At 58.9% G+C, this 18,151-nt stretch carries 15 protein-coding genes and 3 pseudogenes; 17 read left to right on the top strand and 1 reads right to left on the bottom strand.

Annotation, left to right across the window (positions count from 1 at the left end; genetic code table 11):
* Window positions 1-46 precede the first annotated feature (46 nt).
* The 4 genes and pseudogenes from HB777_39905 (at window position 47) to HB777_39890 (ending at window position 4,119) form a co-directional block, all read left to right on the top strand.
* Window positions 47-505 (top strand): annotated as a pseudogene (locus HB777_39905) (4-phosphopantoate--beta-alanine ligase).
* 110 nt (window positions 506-615) lie between these two features.
* Window positions 616-1,324, top strand: a pseudogene (locus HB777_39900) (LuxR family transcriptional regulator).
* A gap of 474 nt (window positions 1,325-1,798) precedes the next feature.
* The gene (locus HB777_39895; GenBank protein QND69703.1) at window positions 1,799-3,670 is read left to right on the top strand and encodes an acyltransferase; all 1,872 of its coding nucleotides are present in this window, start codon (window positions 1,799-1,801) and stop codon (window positions 3,668-3,670) included.
* Between the two features lie 290 nt (window positions 3,671-3,960).
* Window positions 3,961-4,119 carry a transposase gene (locus HB777_39890; GenBank protein ID QND69777.1) on the top strand — a complete coding sequence of 53 codons (159 nt, stop codon included), beginning with the start codon at window positions 3,961-3,963 and terminating at the stop codon, window positions 4,117-4,119.
* Here HB777_39890 and HB777_39885 read toward each other — a convergent pair.
* Window positions 4,067-4,443, bottom strand: a pseudogene (locus HB777_39885) (LysR family transcriptional regulator). The gene HB777_39890 and the pseudogene HB777_39885 sit on opposite strands and share 53 nt — an antisense overlap.
* 305 nt (window positions 4,444-4,748) lie before the next feature.
* Here HB777_39885 and nodA point away from each other — a divergent pair.
* The 13 genes from nodA to cysN all read left to right on the top strand — a co-directional run bounded on the left by nodA (window position 4,749) and on the right by cysN (window position 17,856).
* On the top strand, window positions 4,749-5,339 hold the full coding sequence (nodA, locus tag HB777_39880; GenBank protein ID QND69702.1) for a NodA family N-acyltransferase: 591 nt from the start codon (window positions 4,749-4,751) through the stop codon (window positions 5,337-5,339).
* Between the two features lie 272 nt (window positions 5,340-5,611).
* A complete protein-coding gene (locus tag HB777_39875) occupies window positions 5,612-5,893 on the top strand; it encodes an acyl carrier protein (protein QND69701.1) in 282 nt (93 codons plus the stop codon).
* The gene (locus tag HB777_39870) at window positions 5,894-7,102 is read left to right on the top strand and encodes a beta-ketoacyl-[acyl-carrier-protein] synthase family protein (protein QND69700.1); all 1,209 of its coding nucleotides are present in this window, start codon (window positions 5,894-5,896) and stop codon (window positions 7,100-7,102) included.
* Between the two features lie 281 nt (window positions 7,103-7,383).
* The gene (gene fabG / locus HB777_39865; protein ID QND69699.1) at window positions 7,384-8,121 is read left to right on the top strand and encodes a 3-oxoacyl-[acyl-carrier-protein] reductase; all 738 of its coding nucleotides are present in this window, start codon (window positions 7,384-7,386) and stop codon (window positions 8,119-8,121) included.
* Window positions 8,122-8,995: 874 nt separating this feature from the next.
* Window positions 8,996-9,361 (top strand): hypothetical protein, encoded by a 366-nt coding sequence (locus HB777_39860; GenBank protein ID QND69698.1) that lies wholly within the window; start codon window positions 8,996-8,998, stop codon window positions 9,359-9,361.
* Window positions 9,358-10,014 carry a chitooligosaccharide deacetylase NodB gene (nodB, locus tag HB777_39855; GenBank protein QND69697.1) on the top strand — a complete coding sequence of 219 codons (657 nt, stop codon included), beginning with the start codon at window positions 9,358-9,360 and terminating at the stop codon, window positions 10,012-10,014. The genes HB777_39860 and nodB overlap by 4 nt, the downstream gene beginning before the upstream one ends.
* 14 nt (window positions 10,015-10,028) lie before the next feature.
* Entirely contained in the window at window positions 10,029-11,381 is a 1,353-nt protein-coding gene (gene nodC, locus HB777_39850) for a chitooligosaccharide synthase NodC (protein ID QND69696.1), read from the top strand.
* Between the two features lie 231 nt (window positions 11,382-11,612).
* The gene (nodI, locus tag HB777_39845; protein QND69695.1) at window positions 11,613-12,527 is read left to right on the top strand and encodes a nodulation factor ABC transporter ATP-binding protein NodI; all 915 of its coding nucleotides are present in this window, start codon (window positions 11,613-11,615) and stop codon (window positions 12,525-12,527) included.
* Window positions 12,528-12,530: 3 nt separating this feature from the next.
* Window positions 12,531-13,319, top strand: a complete 789-nt coding sequence (locus tag HB777_39840) for an ABC transporter permease (protein QND69694.1) — start codon at window positions 12,531-12,533, stop codon at window positions 13,317-13,319.
* Window positions 13,320-13,608: 289 nt separating this feature from the next.
* Entirely contained in the window at window positions 13,609-14,355 is a 747-nt protein-coding gene (locus HB777_39835; GenBank protein ID QND69693.1) for a sulfotransferase, read from the top strand.
* A gap of 223 nt (window positions 14,356-14,578) precedes the next feature.
* Complete coding sequence (locus HB777_39830; GenBank protein ID QND69692.1) at window positions 14,579-14,812, top strand: DUF2061 domain-containing protein; 234 nt, start codon at window positions 14,579-14,581, stop codon at window positions 14,810-14,812.
* Window positions 14,813-15,007: 195 nt separating this feature from the next.
* A complete protein-coding gene (gene cysD / locus HB777_39825; protein ID QND69691.1) occupies window positions 15,008-15,913 on the top strand; it encodes a sulfate adenylyltransferase subunit CysD in 906 nt (301 codons plus the stop codon).
* Window positions 15,914-15,915: 2 nt separating this feature from the next.
* Complete coding sequence (gene cysN / locus HB777_39820) at window positions 15,916-17,856, top strand: sulfate adenylyltransferase subunit CysN (protein ID QND69690.1); 1,941 nt, start codon at window positions 15,916-15,918, stop codon at window positions 17,854-17,856.
* Window positions 17,857-18,151: the final 295 nt, after the last annotated feature.

Here is an 18,151-nt window from a genome sequence, read left to right as displayed (position 1 = left end):
GGGTAACGCAAGGGAAGGAGGCGCGGGTTGAGCGCAGCTGGCTGTCGATGGTGTGGCGACGGTCGTGGCCAAGCTCTTTCCGCAGACCGGCGCTGACTTCGCGTTTTTTGGCGAGAAGGATTTCCAGCAGCTTCAGACTGTCAGACGCATGGTGAGGGACCTTGATATTGCGCAACGTCCGGCTCTCGCCAGCGGAACGCGTCATCGCCCCAAAGCTGGCATCGGTCCTCTTCGATACGGCCGAGCGGCTTGAGCGCGGCTCTCCCGTCAGCCAACGCTTGATGAAGCGCGTGCAACAATTCTGGCCGCCGGCTATCGCGAGGTCGAATACCTGGAACTTCGCGGGGAAACAGATCTGCGAGCTTTGGCAAGCCTTGACCGACCGGCACGGCTGCTTGTCGCGGCTTGGCTGGGCGACACACGGCTCATCGACAATGTGTCAACGTCACCGCCTGGCAATTGGTCAGGTTCGCGGCGTTGTCTTCAAGCAGAAGCAGGAAAGTAATGGGAGCGATGATGGGGACTAGATCCTGCGCGTCGCTTCGATTCGCGATCGTTTAGCCCGAGCCCCGCGCCTGGCATCGAGGAACATCCGCGGAGTTTACGCAAAACCAGATGCATCGGCTATTTGAAAAATTCATCGAGCAACTTTCAGCAAGCGTCGATGCTGCGGATCTCCACGAGGCAATGGCCTCGGCCGCCGCCGGCTTGGAATTTCCGCTCTTCGCTTACTTCACTTACCCGCCAGCCTCCAGCGACACGCCGTTAGTGATCTCGAATTATCCTTCTTCCTGGACCTCCAATTATCTGCAACCGCGCTACCACAGCGTCGATCCGGTGATCCTGCGCGGGCTGCGAGGCTGGGATACTTTCCACTGGGGGCTGGATCGAGATCATCGGTATTTGCCAGCCTCGCAGCAAGAAGTTTTGGAAAACGCAGCTCAGTTTGGCATTCGGTGCGGCTTGACCATGTCCATGCATGATCATCGCGGCCGCTTTGCTGGCTGACCTTCGCTTCAGATGAGGCGCGTCCGCCTGTCTTGCGGTCGCTGGAATGCTACGAAAAAGCCTTGCAGTTGGTAGCGATCAACTTCCACATTCATGTCCGGCGCAGGCTCGCCGGCAATTGCGTGGTGGATGGCGCAAAGACGCGGGAGTTCGAAGCTCTGAAATGGGCGGCGCGGCGTGGGATATCAGCCAGATCCTCGGCCTCTCGAAACTCACCGTGACCTTCCATCTGGAAAACGCCAAGGCAAAGCTTGGCGTGCGAACCATCAATCAGGCTGTAGCAAGGATGGCCGCTTCCGGTCACGCCACAACCTGATCGTCTCGTTCGCCTCTATCTGAACCGAGCCCCAGTCTCCTTAATTCCGGCAGTGAAGGCGCCCGGGGGGCATGCATCCATCAATTGGATGGGGCCGCATAAACAAAATCGATTTGCTCAATAGCGCGAGGAGACGTTAGTCCGCCGTCGACTGAGTTTTGGTGCCGATTTTTGGAACCGACTACGCAGCATCGCAATGGATCCTCATGCTTGGAAATCACGTCAGGACACCTGGCACAGGATGTTTCTTGGTTCGGCGGGTCAATAGCAGAGAACGCCTTAACCCGAATGCCTTCCCCGAAAATGTCATTGTCCCAGCGAAGGAGGCTGGCGTCGATGACATGGTCGAACACGTCCGGAGAGCTTTGCGGGCGAGCAGAAGGGGAGTGGCCGCCAAGGGCTGCGGGTACCGACGCCAGCCCAAACTGTGTGCTGCCGACATTCGCCGTGGCCTGTGAACAGAGGACTAATTTAATGACATACAGGCGTGATATCGATGGCCTTCGGGCCCTTGCGGTGTTGCCGGTCGTACTGTTCCATTTCGGAATCTCGGCAATTCCCGGCGGTTTTACCGGTGTGGACATCTTCTTCGTCATATCTGGCTACCTGATCACCGGAAGCCTTCTGGAAGACCTTGAACGCGGCGAGTTTTCGATCGTCAGCTTCTACTGGCGCCGTGCCCGACGCATTCTGCCGGCCCTGATCTTTGTCACGCTCCTCACCTGCATCGCGGCATTGTTCATTCTTCTGCCGTCAGATCTGCACGAATTCAGTCTCAGCGTCATAGCGGCATCGACTTTCTGGTCAAACATCTATTTTTGGAAAACGTCAAATTACTTCTCCATCGATGCCGAGCTCCGACCGCTGTTGCACACGTGGTCGCTTTCGGTCGAGGAGCAGTACTATATCTTTGCCCCAATCCTGATGTTCCTGATCTATCGCTATTTTGCGAAGCGCTGGCTGACAGCACTCCTACCGATCATTCTCGGCAGCTTCGTGCTCGCGGTCATGGCGACATGGCTGGCGCCAAGCGCTGGATTCTACCTGCTGCCGACACGAGTCTGGGAACTCATGCTGGGCGCCGTGCTCATGCTGAAACGGCCCCCGCCGTTGAACAATCGATTTCTTATGGAAATGGTAGGGCTGGCCGGATTTGGCCTTCTCGCCATCGGGTTCTTCGCGATTTCGGAGAGCGATCCGTTCCCGGGCTACAACGCGCTGTATCCGTGCCTCGGAACGGCCCTCCTTATCTATGTCGGCCAAAATAGCCCATCGACGATTGCTAGCCGCATACTCGAAGTCCGGCCACTGGTCTTGATCGGCCTCATCTCCTATTCGCTGTATCTTGTTCACTGGCCGATCAATGCGTTCGCGCACTATCTTTCGTTACAAAATCTCGACCCGTCGATAATCATTGCGATGACGGTTGCAAGCTTCGCATTGGCTGCATTCTCCTGGAAGTATATCGAGCAGCCGTTTCGGCAGAAAAGGTCCTTCACCGCCCCGTTGCCGATCTTCGCCTTTTCAGCGGGTGCGATCGCTCTTGTTTGCGTTGGCGGGGCGGCCGGGGCGATCGGCAACGGCTTTCCGCAACGGTTCCCGGAGTATGCCCAGCAGCGGATTCCTGCCGGGGACTGGCTCGAGGGGACCTGTTTCAACGAGGGCTCGAGCCGGATCGAAAGCTGGAACATCGAGGACTGCACACGCACTCGCGGCTTCGCTACGACCGTTTTGTTGTGGGGCGACTCCTTCGCCGCCCACTATGTTTCAGGGCTGGAGGCCAACAAAAAGAAAATTCAAGCCAACGTCGTGGAATATACTTACGCAGGCTGTCCACCGATTCTCTCTTACTTCTCGTATGCACGCCCGGATTGCATACGGTTCAATCAGAAGGCCTTGGAGATCATCCGGGACGCAGGCATCAAGACGGTTGTCCTCAGCGGGCGGTGGACCGACTACGAGGCGAGAAGTTTCGACGGTCTCCAGCAAACGATCGATACGCTTCGTGGCCGGGGTGTGCGCGTGTTCGTCATCGGCCAGTCTCCGCAATTCATAACCGACGTTCGGAAAATCGCATTCTTCGCAAAGCGCAGAAATTCGGATGATACATACTGGCCAATGGCCATGGATCCCGACATCAACAATCGTGTGCGCTCATTTACCAAAGGCGCCACCTTTATCGATCCGCTGAAATTCCTCTGTAGCGCAGGACGCTGCCCCTACGCCGACGCAGGCGAGTTTCTCTATTTCGACTACGGTCATTTTTCTTCCGTCGGCGCCATTCTGGCAATTTCGAAATACTGGCCGGTTTTAGCCACAGACAATGCCCTTGCTGTGACGAAATAAGCCCGCGGGCGGCTGGCAAAGCACGAGTGCGAGGCGCACTCGCGCGCGTAGCAAAACTCACACATGTGTTGGGGCAAGTTTGGAGACACTGTCGTCTATTAGCTTAGGCTTCGTGGACAAAGCTTGACGCTAGACTCGGTCGCTGATTCAAGGCTGTCTTTTGGAGGCAGCGTTGGGCGCGCGGATTGGGGTATCGGACGAGGAATGGGCACTGATCGGGCCGCTGCTGCCAGCACAGCGGGGTCGAGGGTGCCGTCCGGCGCAAGGATAATCGGCGCTATTTCGAAGGCATGATATGTATGGCCCGAACCGGGGCGCAATGGCGTCATCTGCCTGATGAATATGGCAAATGGAACAGTGTCTTCCGCCGATGCCGACGATGGGTCGCGACGGGGGTTCAAGCAAGAACCATTCCTCGATGGAGGGCTTCAGAATACGCCCGAACCTGACCGAGACGTGCCTCATCGACATGTATCTCTCGAACGTAAGCTGCCGGACAGCTGCTTGTGGTGGACAGCCATAATCGAGCACTGGATGTGCAGAGATCGTCGCGAACCGCGGGGGCAAGTGCTGCCGCACGCGGGGTCACAAAACGTTCGCGGCCGCTCGTCGTAAACAGTTCATCGCCGAAAAAATCGCGCAGCGGGGGCGACGGCCGCACTCATGGCCGGCTGACTGAGGTTGATGGGGCGGGCCGCCGCCGAGAGGCTGCGCTCCACCAGCAGCGCGTCGAGCACAACGAGGAGATTTAGGTCAATCCCTTTGAAACGCATGTCTTTAGCTATCCATAGCGTGGATGCCGTCAATCGAAACAAACGATTTTACCGATTCTGGAGAACGTCGCATAGGGAGAATTCAAAGAAGCCCTAAAGGAAAATCGTCGATGTTTGCGTTAGCTCCGAGGAGCATCTTCTGGTGTACGCCTTCCGGCATACGCCGAAACATCAATCAACTCGCATGTCGGTTGCGGCTTGGTTCTTCGGTGATCCGCGCAAGGTCCATCGCGTCAGCTCGACGCGACAAGCTCTCCATGCGTAGGCGCTTATCTCAAAAACAGCAATCAAGATGAGGTATTTCCATGGGCTCTGACGTACGGTGGAAGTTGTGCTGGGAAAATGAGTTGCAACTGGCCGACCATGTCGAACTCTCCGATTTCTTTCTAAAGACTTATGGACGGCATGGGGCCTTCCTCGCAAAGCCATTCGAAGGCGGCCGTAGCTGGGCCGGTGCAAGGCCGGAATTCCGCGCAATCGGTTACGACGCGCACGGCATAGCGGCTCATATTGGCATACTGCGCCGCTTCATCAAAGTTGGCGAGGTCGATCTACTGGTGGCCGAAATTGGCTTATACGGGGTCCGTCCGGATCTTGAGGGACTCGGAATCAGCTTTTCACTGAGCGTTGTGTACCCATTGCTGCAGCGGATGGGGGTTCCATTTGTGTTCGGCACGGTTCGGCAGGCAATGCGGAACCACGTTGAGAGGTTCTGCCGCGGCGGTCTGGCGAGCATTGTGTCGGGGGTTGAGGTACGGTCCACCCTCGCAAATATACATCCCTACATGCCGCCTACCCGCGTCGAGGACGTGATCGTCTTCGTTGCGCCAATTGGACGCTCGATGGACGAGTGGCCGCCCGGCACCCTGATCGACCGAAACGGTCCAGAATTGTAAGCAGGACTACACATGTGAGTGCCGGGTGATGCGCTGACGCCGACCTTTGAGGACTGGCCTAACCCACATTGCATACCGCAGATCCGTCGTGTGCTGGCGCCACATCGGGTGCCGGCGACCTTCTTCGTCATCAGAGCCTACGCCGCCGATCGGCCGGAACTCAGCCCGCCCTTATGAGCATGAGCTTTGTCGGTGGCTATTTTCGCAACGCGGCCCGCAGGAGTTGAGCCGCGTCCACGTCAAACCAGCTGAAATCGAAAGGAACAGACAGAATGGCTGATCAACTCGCAACGGAAATCATTACCATAATCAAGAAACGCGTCGAATCTGAGAACTTTGCGGGAGCGTTTCGACCCATAGTCGGCGAAATAACGACCGAGACGGAAGTGACCGCGCTCGGCATCGATTCGCTGGGACTGGCGGACGTGCTCTGGGACCTCGAGCAAGCCTATGGCATTAAGATCGAAATGAACACATCGGAGGCGTGGTCGGATCTCCAGAATGTTGGCGACATCGTGAAAGCCATCCGCGGCTTGCTTGCTGAGGCAGCTTGAATGGACAGGCGGGTCGTCATCACCGGAATAGGCGGGCTGTGCGGGCTGGGCACTGATGCCCCCTCCATCTGGAAAGAGATGCGCGAAGGTCGCTCAGCAATCGGCCCGATTGTCACTTCAGAGCTTCATGGGTTGACCGGCACGATCGGTGCCGAGATCAAGACGCTCCCTGAGCACGACATCGACCGCAGGCAGCTCGTCACCATGGACCGCTTCAGCCTGCTTGCCGTGCTTGCAGCGCGGGAAGCCATGCGACAGGCCGGACTTTCCTGCGATGAACGAAATGCCTATCGCTTCGGTGCGATAGTGGGCGTCGGCGGCAGCGGCTGGGAAGCGATCGAGGCAAGCTACCGCGCTCTCCTTTTGAACGGCGCGCGCCGTGCTGGCGTCATGGACGTACCCAAGGCGATGCCGAGTGCCGCTGCCGGCCAGGTCAGCATGAGCCTCGGCCTGCGCGGGCCGGTCTTCGGCGTCACCTCCGCCTGCGCCTCTGCCAACCATGCGATTGCCTCAGCCGTAGACCAGATCAGGTGCGGCCGGGCCGACGTGATGCTTGCCGGAGGCAGCGACGCGCCATTCGTATTTTGTGTGGTGAAAGCGTGGGAAGCAATGCGCGTGATTGCGCCAGATACCTGCAGGCCCTTCTCCTCCGACAGGAGGGGCTTGGTGCTAGGCGAGGGTGCGGGGATGGCAGTGCTGGAAAGCTATGAACATGCCACTGCTCGCGGCGCAACGATTATTGCCGAGATAGCCGGCATCGGCCTTTCCGCTGATGCCTTCAACCTCGTCTCGCCGGCTGTCGAGGGACCGGAGGCGGCGATGCGCGCCTGCCTTGCCGATGCCGGGCTGAATGTCCAGGATGTCGACTACATCAATGCGCACGGCACGGGCACCAAGGCCAATGATCGGATGGAGACGGAGGCGATCAAGCGAGTCTTCGGTGGCCACGCCAACTCGATGTCCATCTCTTCCACCAAGTCCATGCACGCGCATTGCCTCGGCGCCGCGAGCGCGCTTGAAATGATCGCCTGCGTGATGGCAATCCAAGAGGGTGTCGTGCCGCCGACCGCCAATTATCGCGAGCCAGACCCCGATTGCGATCTCGATGTCACGCCCAACGTCGCGCGCGAGCGCAAGGTCCGCGTGGCACTGAGCAACGCCTTCGCCATGGCCGGCATGAACGCAGTTCTGGCATTCAGGCAGGTGTAGGACGACATGCCGGCAAGGTCACCTTCCGTATCCCGATGTTTGCGGAATCCCCGATCGGTCCGTAGCGGCCTCCTTGCTCAGGTGGGCTGAAGGGTTGGATGTAGTGCAAGTACTTGCAGTAGCCCAGTGAAGCAGCAGATTGAGGTGATCACGTCGGTCATCCGGCGCCTGGAATTATCGTGGCCGAGACCTCTGCGCTGCGCGAGTTCGCGGCGAGGAAGCTGCCACGAACCGAGACTTCTGGCGCGGCGATGCTGCAGCATTTGAAAAGAGCATAATAAATGTTGGAACTGACTGGCCGCAAGGCGCTCGTCACCGGCGCATCCGGGGGCATCGGCGAGGCGATCGCCAGGGTGCTGCATGCGCAAGGCGCCGTCGTCGGCCTGCACGGCACCCGCGTCGAGAAGCTGGAGACGCTGGCCGCCGAGCTTGGCGACCGGGTCAAGCTGTTCCCGGCCAATTTGTCGAACCGCGACGAGGTCAAGGCGCTCGGCCAGAAGGCGGAGGCCGATCTCGAAGGTGTCGACATACTGGTCAACAATGCCGGCATCACCAAGGACGGTCTGTTCGTGCGCATGTCGGACGCCGACTGGGACACCGTGCTCGAGGTCAACCTGACCGCTGTCTTCAGGCTGACCCGTGAACTCACCCATCCGATGATGCGCCGCCGCCACGGCCGCATCATCAACATCACCTCGGTGGTCGGCGTCACCGGCAATCCCGGTCAGACCAACTACTGCGCCTCCAAGGCCGGCATGATCGGCTTTTCCAAATCGCTGGCGCAGGAGATCGCCACCCGCAACATCACCGTCAACTGCGTCGCCCCGGGCTTCATAGAATCGGCAATGACCGACAAGCTCAACGACAAGCAGAAGGAGATGATCATGGCGGCGATTCCGACGCGCCGCATGGGCTCGAGTGTTGAAGTGGCGTCCGCCGTCGCCTATCTCGCCTCCAACGAAGCCGCCTACGTCACCGGCCAGACCATCCATGTGAATGGCGGCTTGGCGATGATCTGAGCACGGGCTGACCGGACCTTACCTGTTCCAAAACGCCCTTGCGTCACGGTCCGCGACCTGCGCAACCAGCTATCTGCCACGAAGATCTGGGATTCATCCAGCATCACCGAAGGGGCAGCAATATGCGTGATTTCAGATAGCCCAGCAGAGCGGCGTGATCACCCTTGGCCGTCGGCCGCCCTGATGGCCAAGAGCGGCAGGTAGTGGCGGCCGAGATTACGCGGGAGATGGGCCACAGTGCGGGTAGGCATCACGCGAGAGGTCTCCACTCTAACGAACTTAGGGGGCGAGTGCTTCCGCACGCGGTATTAGAATAAGTTCGCGGCTGTTCATGGCAATATTTCATCGTTGAAAGAATCGTGCAGCCGCGCGACGACATGGCCGCTTGGCTTAGAGCATTTTGATAGAAGCATGCCCACGAGCGTTTGCGAGGTGGTTTGCGCATTCGGTGGATGTGGTTGTGTGGATGAGCTGGCCCATCTTCCCCCCTCGCGCCTGAGAAACTGCCAAACCGCATTACGGGACACTAAGATACCGCGTGCGGCCAGCTTCTGCCGATGCAGCGTCAGATTCGAGGTCTGCTCGATCCGCTCGATGATGATGATGAACGCCGATGCTCCAGAACGCTGCGGCGATGGCCACCCCAGGCCGAGCGCTACCCGTAGCTCGATAGCGCTGGACCACACAATGCGACGCCATAGCGCGCCGCAAGCTGGCGGGCTAGTCACGATGATTGTTCGAAAGGGCTCGTGTCATCCGATGCTTCGGCTTGCCGCGGCAGTGAGGCCGCGCCCGCCGAGCGCGCGTCGTCCACCACGAGGAGATTTACATCGAGCCGTTTGAAAACGCATGTCATCAGCTATCCAAAGCGTGGATGCATCTGATCGAAACAAACGATTTTACCGATTTTGCAGAACGTCGCATAGGGAGAATTCAAGGAAGTCCTAAAGGAACGTTGTCGATGTTTGCCTTAGCTCCGAGGAGCACTTTCGGCTCCGAGGAGCATTTTCTGGTGTACGCCTTCCGGCATACGCCCAACATCAATCAAGTCGCATGTCGATTGCGGCTTGGTTCTTCGGTGACCCGTGCAAGGTCCATCGCGTCGACACGACGCGACAACCTCTCCATTCCATCCGACACGGTTTGGCAGGCGATGCCGAACCATGTTGCGCCAATTCGATGCTCGATGGGCGAGTGGCCGCCCGGCACCCTGATCGATCGGAGCGTTCCAAACCTATGAAAAATGTGGACTACATGTGCGAAGTGCCCAGTGACTGCGCTGACGGCACTCAAGATCGCAGCGTCTATTTGACGTTTGACGACGGGCCCAATCCAGTTTGCACACCGCAGATCCTCGATTTGTTGGCGCAACATCGGGTGCCGGCGACGTTCTTCGTCATCGGTGCCCACGCAGCAGACCAGCCGGAACTCATCCGACGAATGATTGCAGAAGGGCACGAGGTAGCCAATCACACGATGACTCATCCGGACCTGTCCAGATGCGAACCCGGCGAAGTCGAACGTGAAATAGTCGAGGCAAGCAACGCCATCAGGATGGCGTGTCCCGAGGCCACGGTGCGGCGCATGCGCGCGCCGTATGGGGTCTGGACCGAGGACGTGCTCACTACGTCGGCGCGCGCTGGATTGGCATGCGTCCATTGGTCAGTTGACCCGCGAGACTGGGCTCGCCCTGGCGTCGACGCGATTGTCGATGAGGTGCTCACCGGTGTTGGGCCGGGCGCAATTGTGCTCTTGCACGACGGGTGGCCCGAGGAGTTGAAATCGGCCACCTACGCCAGTCTGCGTGACCAGACTGTCACGGCGCTATCCATCCTGATTCCAGCGCTGCATCACCGCGGTTTTGTAATCCGCCCGCTCCCTCAACATCACTGAACATACGAGATCCCATGGACCTGCTTACCACGACCAGTACTGTCGCCGTCGCGTGCTATGCACTGCTCTCGACTGTTTATAAGGGCATGCAGGCGGTTTATTCCCTGCCGCCAACCGTTGCACCGGCGTCGGAAGACCTGGTCGGCTCCGACCTCTGGCCGAGCGTGGATGTCATCATCCCCTGCTACAACGAAGGCCCGCTTACGCTCTCGGCGTGCCTAGATTCCATTGCAAACCAGGAATACGCCGGAAAGCTACGTGTCTACGTGGTTGATGACGGTTCTGGAAATCGCGACGCCGTCATTCCCGTTCACGACAATTACGCCGGCGACCCGCGATTCGACTTCATTCTGCTCCCAGAGAATGTCGGCAAGCGCAAAGCGCAGATCGCCGCGATACGTCGCTCATCTGGAGATTTGGTGCTCAACGTCGACTCGGACACGACACTTGCGTCCGACGTCATCAGGAAGCTTGCACGGAAGATGCAGGATCCAGCAATCGGCGCTGCCATGGGCCAGTTGACGGCAAGCAACCGGAGCGACACTTGGCTGACCCGATTGATCGATATGGAGTACTGGCTGGCCTGCAACGAGGAGAGGGCGGCGCAAGCCCGCTTCGGTGCTGTCATGTGCTGTTGCGGCCCATGTGCTATGTACCGCCGATCTTCGCTGCTTTCGCTGCTAGACCAGTACGAGACGCAGATGTTTCGGGGCAAGCCAAGCGACTTCGGTGAGGATCGCCATCTTACGATCCTCATGCTGGAGGCAGGCTTTCGAACCGAGTACGTTCCGGACGCTATTGCTGTAACGGTGGTTCCCGATAGGTTAGGACCTTATCTGCGCCAACAACTGCGCTGGGCACGGAGCACTTTCCGGGACACGCTGCTTGCGCTGCGCCTGTTGCCCGGCCTCGATCGCTATCTTACATTGGACGTCGTCGGACAGAATCTTGGCCCGCTACTTCTTGCCCTGTCTGTAATAGCCGGGATTGCGCAGTTTGCACTGACAGCCACGCTGCCGTGGCCGACAATCCTCGTTATTGCAGCAATGACCATCATTCGGTGCACCGTGACAGCATGTCGAGCTCGGCAAGCTCGATTTATCGGCTTTTCACTGCACACTTTTATCAACATCTTTCTGTTACTCCCCTTGAAAGCCTATGCTTTGTGCACCTTGAGCAATAGTGATTGGCTTTCACGCAAGACTGCCACCCTGCCCAACGCCGACAAAAAGCAGATCATCGTCGCAAACCCGATTGCCGGAGTTGGTACAGGCAGTTCGGGAAGTGCTGAGGCAATTCGAAGAACGGATCTTCCGCGCGATTCTTCAAAGTTGGTGAACGCGGACAGCGTTTGCAGCGCTGAGTGATCGAGTGCGTTGGCTGGATGGACACGTTGTGAGCTTGGGCAACATCCATCAATTGTCAGCACGGCGATCGATTGCATCTCGACGCTAATCCGTCCGGTGAGAGCGACACACGCTTGCTTCGGCTGTGACTATCCAAAGGGGCCGTCACTATGCGATGGCCGGTTCTGCCAAGAAATATTCGCAAGTAAGCTACCGGGCCGGCTGATGGCCTCTTAAGACTGAGATAGACACATGTCCAAAGTAGCAATCGACCTTGCCGGCGTGAAGAAGTCCTTCGGCGACAAGCTTGTTGTGAACGGGCTGTCGTTCACCGTTGCGTCGGGAGAGTGCTTCGGTTTGCTGGGGCCGAACGGTGCGGGCAAGAGCACGATTGCGCGTATGCTCCTTGGCATGACAGTGCCTGATGCGGGCAAGATCACGGTTCTTGGAGAGCCAGTGGGTGCGCGGAGTCGCTTGGCACGCAAGAGCATCGGCGTGGTTCCGCAGTTCGACAACCTTGACCAGGAATTCACCGTACGAGAGAACCTGTTGGTGTTCGGGCGCTACTTCGGCATGAGCACACGCAAGATCAAAGAGGTCATCCCGTCGCTCCTCGAGTTCGCCCGTCTTGAGAGCAAGGCGGATGCACGTGTCGGCGAACTATCTGGCGGCATGAAACGGCGTTTGACACTGGCACGTGCGCTGATCAACGACCCCCAGCTACTCGTGATGGACGAGCCGACGACCGGCCTCGACCCGCACGCGCGACACCTGATTTGGGAGCGTCTGCGTTTCCTGCTGGGGCGCGGTAAGACGATCATTTTGACTACCCATTTTATGGAAGAGGCCGAGCGTTTATGCGATCGGCTGTGCGTTCTGGAGCATGGACGCAAACTCGCCGAAGGCAGCCCTCATGCCCTGATTGAGGAACACATCGGGTGCCAGGTGATCGAGATCTTCGGCGGGAATCCCCAGGAGTTGGTTTCGCTGATCAGGCCATACGTGCAGCGCGTCGAGGTGAGCGGCGAGACGCTCTTTTGCTATACGGCCGATCCGGAGCAGGTTCGCGTACAACTGCGCGGGCGCGCGGGTCTGCGCCTTCTGGAGCGTCCACCCAGTCTGGAGGACGTTTTCTTGCGGCTGACCGGACGCGAGATGGAGAAGTGAACGATGGGTAAAGGTTTTTCGGCGGCTCTACCCGCCAACGCTTGGAACTGGATTGCGGTATGGCGCCGCAACTATCTGGCATGGACGAAGGTCGCGCTCGCGTCGATTCTCGGTAACCTCGCCGATCCTATGATCTACCTGTTCGGACTCGGCACTGGTCTCGGAATGATGGTAGGTCGCGTTGAAGACGCGTCGTACCCTGCTTTTTTGGCAGCCGGCATGGTCGCGACAAGTGCGATGACCGCGTCCACCTTCGAAACAATTTATGCGACTTTCCCTCGCATGAACGAACAGCGGACCTGGGAAGCGATCCTGCACACACAACTTACCCTTGGCGACATAGTTCTCGGTGAGTTGGTGTGGGCAACGACAAGAGCCTTTCTGGCCGGTACGGCAATTGCGATGGTGGCCGTCATAGCGGGCTACTCAGCATGGTCGTCCGTCCTCTATGTGCTACCAGTCATCGCTCTCACTGGGTTGGCCTTTGCGAGCCTGGCGATGATCGTAACCGCGCTTGCGCCCAGTTACCACTACTTCATATTCTACCAGACGCTCTTCCTCACACCCATGTTGTTCCTGTCCGGCGCTGTCTTCCCGGTCACTCAACTGCCAAGCACCTTTCAGCACATAGCGGGCATCTTACCGCTGGCGCATTCGATCGACCTGATTCGTCCGGGCATGCTTGATCGCCCGGCTGGGGACATCGCCCTGCACATTGGTGCGCTTTGCATATACGCGGTAGTGCCGTTCTTCCTCTCGATGGTGCTGCTTCGCCGGCGCCTGCTGCGTTGATGCTACTTACGAATACAAGAAGGAGAACGAGAGTCGGCATCGCGAACGGCTACAGCCGCGAACGTGCTTGGCCCAGCGACTGTGAGTTGGGGACAGCAGAACACACAAGCTGAGGCGCACACGCGACTGGACGCAGCCTTGCACGCCGGTCTGCGATACCAGAACCTCATGGCGCGATCCGGCTGCATGAGCGCGGATTGCATCCTTCCGCGTCTCAAGAGATCACATCCAGTATTCTTGTCCTGGGCGCCCTGAACCGTCGAAACTATCATCAGCTGGAACACACACCATGACCCACATTTCACCGACACCTGAGCCTTTTGCCATCCTTGCTATGCCAAGGACCGGGACACACTACCTGGAAGTATTGCTAAACGAGCATCCGAACATATTGAGTAACGGTGAGTTGCTCAACGAGTACGACACCAACTGGCCCGATAAGGATCGCTTGCTGCTCGGCGATCGCGAGCTCCTAGAGCTTGCTTACGTGCGCTGTCCCACTTGGAGCGACAAGACGGTGACGCATGTTGGCTGCAAGGTCAACGAACCTCAGTTTCACGATCATCCGGGCTTTTTTGCGGAACTGGCCCGTTGGCCAGGACTCAAGGTCATCCTCGTGGTCCGGAGAAACATACTGGAATCGCTAAGGTCGCTCGTGCAGGCACGGCAAAGCGGCCAATGGCTGAAGTTCAGTTCGGACAAGGATGGGGCTCCGCCACCACGGGTCAGATTGCCAATCGACAACTGCGAGGCGTACTTCAAAACCGCCGACGCTTTCTACGCTCGAGTTGCGCACGCCTTCGCGCCGTCCAACGTGCTGGTAATCGAATATGAGAGCCTTCTTCAAGAACCCGCCGCATGTTTGGGAGCGGTTTGGGATTTCTTGGGGGTTCCGGGGCTTCAGCTTTCCGGTCGCGCCATCCTTCAGCGCCAGGAAGCGCGACCGCTCGACGAAACGGTAGAGAACTTCGACGAGTTGCGGCTTCACTTCGCAGACGGACCTTATGCGAGGTTCTTTGACGTCGCTGCCGTCTGACTGGCCTTCGCAGCCAGTAGCGGGCTTGCTCCACGACGGGGCTGCCACTTGGCCGCGATTGGCATCAACTAAGTGCGTTCTTGTTGCAGACTTGCGAAGAAGGGCATGACCGCCAACGTACTTCCTCCCGACCTGATCGACAGGCAGGATCAAGAACGTTCCCACCATCAAACCAAGCTGACCAAATCAGGTCGGTTTTGACGTCCCCCTGGAGCGATTGCGCATGTTCATTCCTGTTCCCGAGACCCACGGCAGATCCATAGCCAAGGCCGTCAGTTGGCGCATCACAGGCAGTGTCGATACGTTCGCGCTGAGCTGGCTCATAACTGGAAATGTCGTTTCCGCAGGATCGATCGCCAGTGCTGAAGTTATTACAAAAATCGTGCTGTACTATCTCCACGAACGGGCATGGTCGTTCATTCCGTTTGGCCGGCGTATGATATTGCCGGCTGATTGAACAGCACACCATTGGGGCAATCTCTCGGATGTCTCAGATCGTTGCGATGACGAAAGCTGTGATCATATGGTTTCAGCAAGCGTCGAACGTCCGGCGCACATTCGCGCTTGCAGGGGCCCGCTTCGGGGATGACTGGCAGTTCTGCCCGGGGCGGCGCTTTAAGCGCCGTCAAAGGCTGGATTAGAAAGTGCCGACATGAATGTTCCTTTGACGCACCTGCAACGGCTTGAGGCCGAGTCCATCCACATCTTCCGCGAGGTTGCGGCCGCCTTTGCCAAGCCGGTCATGCTCTATTCGGTCGGCAAGGACTCCTCCGTGCTGATGCATCTGGCGATGAAGGCGTTTTATCCCGCCAAGCCGCCATTCCCCTTCCTTCACGTCGACACGACGTGGAAATTCCGCGAGATGATCGCCTTTCGCGATCAGATGGCGCAGAAACTCGGCTTCGATCTCCTGGTTCATGTCAACGAAGATGGCGTGCGCGACAACATCAACCCGTTCGATCACGGTTCGAACACGCACACCCATGTGATGAAGACCGTGGCGTTGCGCCAGGCGCTCGACAAATACGGTTTCGACGCCGCCTTTGGCGGCGCCCGACGCGACGAGGAGAAATCCCGCGCCAAGGAACGCATATTCTCCTTCCGCAACGCGCAGCATGTGTGGGACCCGAAGAACCAACGGCCGGAGATGTGGAAGATATTCAACACCCGCATCGCATCGGGTGAATCGATCCGCGTCTTTCCGCTGTCGAATTGGACCGAGCTCGACATCTGGCAGTACATTCTGCAGGAAGACATCCCGATCGTGCCGCTCTATTTCGCCAAGCAACGGCCCGTCGTCGAGCGCGACGGCATGCTGATCCTGCGGGATGACGAGCGCATGAAACTGCGCCCCGGCGAGACTGTGGAGGACCGCCTTGTGCGGTTCCGCACGCTCGGTTGCTATCCGCTGACCCGCGCCATCGAATCGGATGCCGACACGCTGGAAGCCATCGTCGGCGAAATGCTGACCGCGCGCACCTCCGAACGGCAGGGACGCCTGATCGACCGCGATGAAGCCGGCTCGATGGAAAAGAAGAAGCGCGAGGGGTATTTCTGACCATGCGCCACATCATGGCAAAGAGCCTCGCCTCCACTGACGGCGTCCGCGACTATCTGGCGGCGCAGGAGAAGAAATCGCTGCTGCGTTTCCTGACCTGCGGTTCCGTCGATGATGGCAAGTCGACGCTGATCGGCCGCCTGCTGTCGGACACCAAGCAGATTTTCGAGGACCAGCTCGCCGCGCTCGAACGCGATTCGCGCAAACACGGCACGACCGGCGACGACATCGATTTCGCGCTTCTGGTCGATGGCCTCGAGGCCGAGCGCGAGCAAGGTATCACCATCGACGTCGCCTATCGCTTCTTCGCTACGCCGAAGCGCAAGTTCATCGTTGCCGACACGCCCGGCCACGAACAATACACGCGTAACATGGCGACCGGCGCCTCGACCGCCGACCTGGCCATCGTGCTGATCGATGCCCGGCAAGGGGTATTGCCGCAGACGAGACGCCATTCGATCATCGCCTCGCTGCTCGGCATCCGGCACATCGTGCTGGCCGTCAACAAGATCGATCTCGTCGGGTTCGACCAGGCGATCTTCGAACGCATCACCGAGGCCTACCGGCAATTCTCGCGCGATCTCGGCTTCCAGACCATCGTGCCGATCCCGATGTCCGCCCGCTACGGCGACAACGTCACCGGCCGCTCGGACAGCATGGAATGGTATTCCGGCCCGACGCTGATCGAGCATCTGGAAACCGTATCGGTCGACGAAGCCGCGGTCGAACTGCCGTTCCGGTTTCCGGTGCAGTATGTGAACCGTCCCAATCTCGATTTTCGCGGCTTTGCCGGCACGATTGCCTCCGGCTCGGTTTCGCCGGGCGACGAGGTTGTCGTCGCCAAATCCGGCAAGTCCTCGCATGTCAGGCGCATCGTCGCGCATGGCGGTGACCTGCCAAAGGCAGTCGCCGGCCAGGCCATCACGCTTGTCCTCGACGACGAGGTCGAGGTTTCCCGAGGCAACATGCTGGTGTCGCCGGCAGCACGGCCGCAGGTCGCCGACCAGTTCGCCGCCAACATCGTCTGGTTCGACGAGCATGCGCTGCTGCCGGGTCGCTCCTACATCCTGCGCACCGAGACCGACCAGACCAGCGCCACCGTCACCGACCTGAAATACCGGATCAACGTCAACGACTTTGCTCATGAGGCGGCCAAGTCGCTCGAGATGAACGAAGTCGGCATCTGCAACATCTCGACGCGGACACCGATCGCCTTCGATCCTTTCGCAGAGAACCGCACCACTGGCGCCTTCATCCTGATCGACCGCATCTCCAACGCCACAGTCGGCGCCGGCATGATCCTGCATTCGCTGCGCCGCGCCGAAAACATCCACTGGCAATCGCTCGATGTCGACAAGCGCGTCCGCGCCGACATGAAGCACCAGCGGCCCGCCGTGTTCTGGTTCACCGGGCTTTCCGGCTCCGGCAAGTCGACCATCGCCAATCTGTTTGAAAAGAAGCTCTACGCCACCGGGCGCCATACCTACATCCTGGATGGCGACAACGTCCGTCACGGCCTCAATCGCGATCTCGGCTTCACCGACGCCGATCGTGTCGAAAACATCCGCCGCGTCGCCGAAGTGGCGCGGCTGATGGCCGATGCCGGGCTGATTGTCATCGTGTCCTTCATCTCGCCGTTCAGCGCCGAGCGGCGCATGGCGCGGGAATTGATGGCCGACGGCGAATTCGTCGAGGTGTTCGTCGACACGCCGTTCGAAGAATGCGCCAGGCGCGACCCAAAGGGCCTGTATGCCCGGGCGCTGAATGGCGAGATCAAGAATTTCACCGGCGTCGATTCACCGTATGAAGTACCGGAAAAACCCGAAATCCATCTCAAGACACTCGGCAAGTCAGCCGAAGAGATGGTAGAGGCCCTGGAACTTTGGCTGAACGAGCGTGACATTGCGCAACCACCTCCTGCCGACAATGGTGGATCCATCTGATGACAAGGCAGTCCTTGCCCTGTTCGAAAGGTCGGCACTGGCCGCGAGTGGCGCCATCGGCTGTCTTTGATGCCGGATTTAGCCATGAGACGAAGGCGGACGCCTCGCCCCACCTGCAGGGATTGTTGAGCCGGGGTCGCACACATCAGTTCGATGTCGGTTGCAAACTCAAAAACAACGAAACAGCCGGAGACCACCCACCTGATCACGCAGCATCGCCCTGAACTATGCGCTTCCCGACCAGATGGATGGAGCTCGTGGGTTGCTGCCGAGATCGTCAATTTTGCCGGTATGT

The organism is Mesorhizobium loti (assembly GCA_014189435.1).
Lineage (GTDB): Bacteria > Pseudomonadota > Alphaproteobacteria > Rhizobiales > Rhizobiaceae > Mesorhizobium > Mesorhizobium loti_G.
This window is presented reverse-complemented; position numbering and strand designations above follow the sequence as displayed.